The sequence below is a fragment of the Rhodococcus sp. (in: high G+C Gram-positive bacteria) genome, from assembly GCF_049286785.1.
Classification (GTDB): Bacteria; Actinomycetota; Actinomycetes; order Mycobacteriales; family Mycobacteriaceae; genus Rhodococcus_F.
In genome coordinates, this window is sequence record NZ_JBAQEO010000313.1 from 1 (window position 1) to 2,673 (window position 2,673).

3 protein-coding genes and 1 pseudogene are annotated in these 2,673 nt (G+C 65.7%); 2 read left to right on the forward strand and 2 right to left on the reverse strand.

The window, feature by feature from the left end; translation table 11 throughout:
* Together WAW17_RS11975 and WAW17_RS11980 are read left to right on the forward strand one after the other, a co-directional pair.
* Nucleotides 1-293: pseudogene (locus WAW17_RS11975) on the forward strand (hypothetical protein); the annotation flags it as partial.
* A 74-nt stretch (nucleotides 294-367) separates the two neighbouring features.
* Nucleotides 368-739 carry an HNH endonuclease gene (locus tag WAW17_RS11980; protein ID WP_422333196.1) on the forward strand — a complete coding sequence of 124 codons (372 nt, stop codon included), beginning with the start codon at nucleotides 368-370 and terminating at the stop codon, nucleotides 737-739.
* Here WAW17_RS11980 and WAW17_RS11985 read toward each other — a convergent pair.
* On the reverse strand, nucleotides 731-2,044 hold the full coding sequence (locus tag WAW17_RS11985) for an RNA polymerase sigma factor (protein WP_422333197.1): 1,314 nt from the start codon (nucleotides 2,042-2,044) through the stop codon (nucleotides 731-733). The genes WAW17_RS11980 and WAW17_RS11985 overlap by 9 nt on opposite strands.
* 3 nt (nucleotides 2,045-2,047) lie before the next feature.
* Entirely contained in the window at nucleotides 2,048-2,479 is a 432-nt protein-coding gene (locus WAW17_RS11990; RefSeq protein ID WP_422333198.1) for a YciI family protein, read from the reverse strand.
* Nucleotides 2,480-2,673: the final 194 nt, after the last annotated feature.

Genomic DNA, 2,673 nt, shown 5'->3' on the forward strand with positions numbered 1-2,673 from the left:
TGGAGGCGACGGGCCGGGACCTCGCCGAGAAGAATCGGCTCTGCCCACCCAACCGGTTACCCGACACCCCGCTCGACTGGGTGCGCGGAACACTGATCGAGACGAACGCCGACTACGCGTGGTCGAAGGACCCGGACATCGCGGAGTGGCTCGAACGAGCCCGCCTCAACACCTCCCGTGGCCTGCGGCAGCGCAGTGACCAGCCCCAGGTTCGGGAGGCAATGACACGTTTCGCCCGGAACGTGCGACCGGGGCTCGCACACCTCACGGCACTGCTCGCTCAGGCGCGGTGAATCCGTGCGGCGGATCAAGCCCGACCCGACACTCATATACCCGCCGTGCACCGACGGGCGCATACGCTCGGTCCGTGGTGGTCAACCGAAGTCGCAAGGCCAGGAGCGCGCGCAAACGCAAGCGCCGGATGGATCTTGTCGAACACGACCTCAGTGACGAACAGTGGACCGCGCTGAAGGCCGCGTGGGGTGGCTGCGCGTACTGCGGCGTGGCCGACAAGCCTTTGCAGCGTGACTGCGTGCTGGCGCTGTCCCGCGGCGGGCGTTACACGCTCGACAACATCGTGCCTGCCTGCGCCTCCTGCAACGCCAGCAAGTGCAACGACGAAGTCACCGGCTGGCTGCGGCGCAAGCGGCTCGACGAGCGAGCCTTCCTGTTGCGCCAGATCGAGATCAGGGCCGACCTTGCGCAAATATCAGGGGGCGAAGTGGTCGATTCACTCTGAGCCGGGGCGTTCCGTGGTGGACGGGTCGGCGGGTGTGCAGACTGCGTCGGCTTTGGCGGTGAGGACCGCTCGCTCTCGTTCGTTTCCGGCCAGACGAGCGGCCTCGAGTAGCTCGGTGCGGGCCTCCTCGGTGCGTCCGAGCCTGCCGAGTAGTTCACCCCTTACGCTCGGTAGCAGGTGGTATCCGGCGAGTTCGCCGGCCGCAACGAGCTTGTCGACGTACTCGAGTGCAGGCTCCGGACCGTACGCCATCGATACTGCGGCCGCATGGTTGAGATCGACCACCGGTGACGGCGCCAGTTGCGCAAGCGCTTCGTAGAGAAGAACTATCCGCTTCCAGTCGGTGTCCTCGAACGTCGCTGCCCGTGCGTGACACTCGGCTATCGCCGCCTGCAATCCGTAGGGACCGCGGCCACGCCCGACCGCGTCGGACCGCGCCAGAGCCGCAAGTCCGCGCATGATCTGGGCACGGTCCCAGCGGGTGCGATCCTGATCGGACAACAGAATCGGCTCACCCGCCGGGGTCGTTCGCGCTCCGAATCTCGAGGCCGTGAGCTCCATCAGCGCCACCAGACCGTGCGCTTCCGGCTCCATGGGAACCAGTTCGGCGAGGATACGCGCGAGCCGCAGAGCTTCACCGCTGAGATCCGTACGCATCCATTCCCTGCCTGTGCTGGCCGCATATCCCTCGTTGAACACCAGATACAGCACGCCGAGAACCGCACCGAGGCGGCTCGCGAACTCGTCTCGCCCTGGCACTTCGAATGCCACCTTCGCCGCGGTGAGGGTCTTCTTCGCACGAACGATGCGCTGCTGCACCGTGGCGGTCGGAACCAGGAACGCCTTCCCGATTTCCTCGGTGGTCAGGCCACCCACCACCCGCAACGTCATCGCGACCTGTGCCTTGCGGCTCAGAACCGGATGGCACGCAATGAACATCAGTCGGAGCACGTCATCATCGATGCGATCGGGATCCCAGGCCTCGTCCTCGAAACGAGAAGAACCGTGGCCGAGTTCACGCGCCAGATGCGCGTACCGCTCGTCCAAACGCTCGCGCCGTCGCCACCCGTCGATGGCACGCCGCATCGCAACCGCCGTCAACCATGCTGCCGGATTGCGGGGCACGCCGGTGGCAGGCCACTGCTCGACGGCTTCGAGCAAGGCCTGCCCCGCAAGGTCTTCGGCGAGATCGAGGTCGCCGACGTTCCGCGTGAGTGTCGCAATGATCTTCGCGGATTCGATCCGCCACACCCCCTCGACGGCGCGAGCGCTCTCAGACGCCTGCCGCGCCGTCCCGTCAGCCACGACTCAGCCCACCACCGGACGGTCGGTACCCAGCTCCTCGCGCCAGCCCGCTTCCTTCTGGATGTACTCGTTGTTCTGATCGAACTCTTCCATTTCGGTCACCCGGCGCACCTCGAGCTTGGTGCCCGGCCCGAGCGGGCATCGCTTTGCCCACTCGACGGCCTCCGCCTTGCTTGCGGTCTGAATGATCCAGAAACCGGAGAACAGCTCCTTCGTCTCCCCGTACGGCCCGTCCGAGACCAGCGGCGTGTCGGAATCGAAGTCGACGACGAATCCTTCCTCCGGCGCGGCCAGCCCTTCGCCCGCGAGCAGCACACCAGCCTTGATCAGTGACTCGTTGTACCGACCCATCGCCGTGACGATCTCATCGAAATTCGCGTCCGCGGACCCTTCGATGGCCTGATCGGTTGCGCGCATCACCAGCATGTACTTCATGGGGTCTCCTTTGTCTCGGGACCTCCTGTTCGGTCCCTCTGCCTACACGTCGAACCGCACAGTGCTCGATCGACACACACCCGAAATTCCTTTTTTTCGAGCCGGTCGACCAGCCATCCGAAAACGAGATCATGATGCACCAGTGCATCGGAAGCCCCCGGCACGGCGCCCCGCGAGCCGGTTCAGCTCGCGGG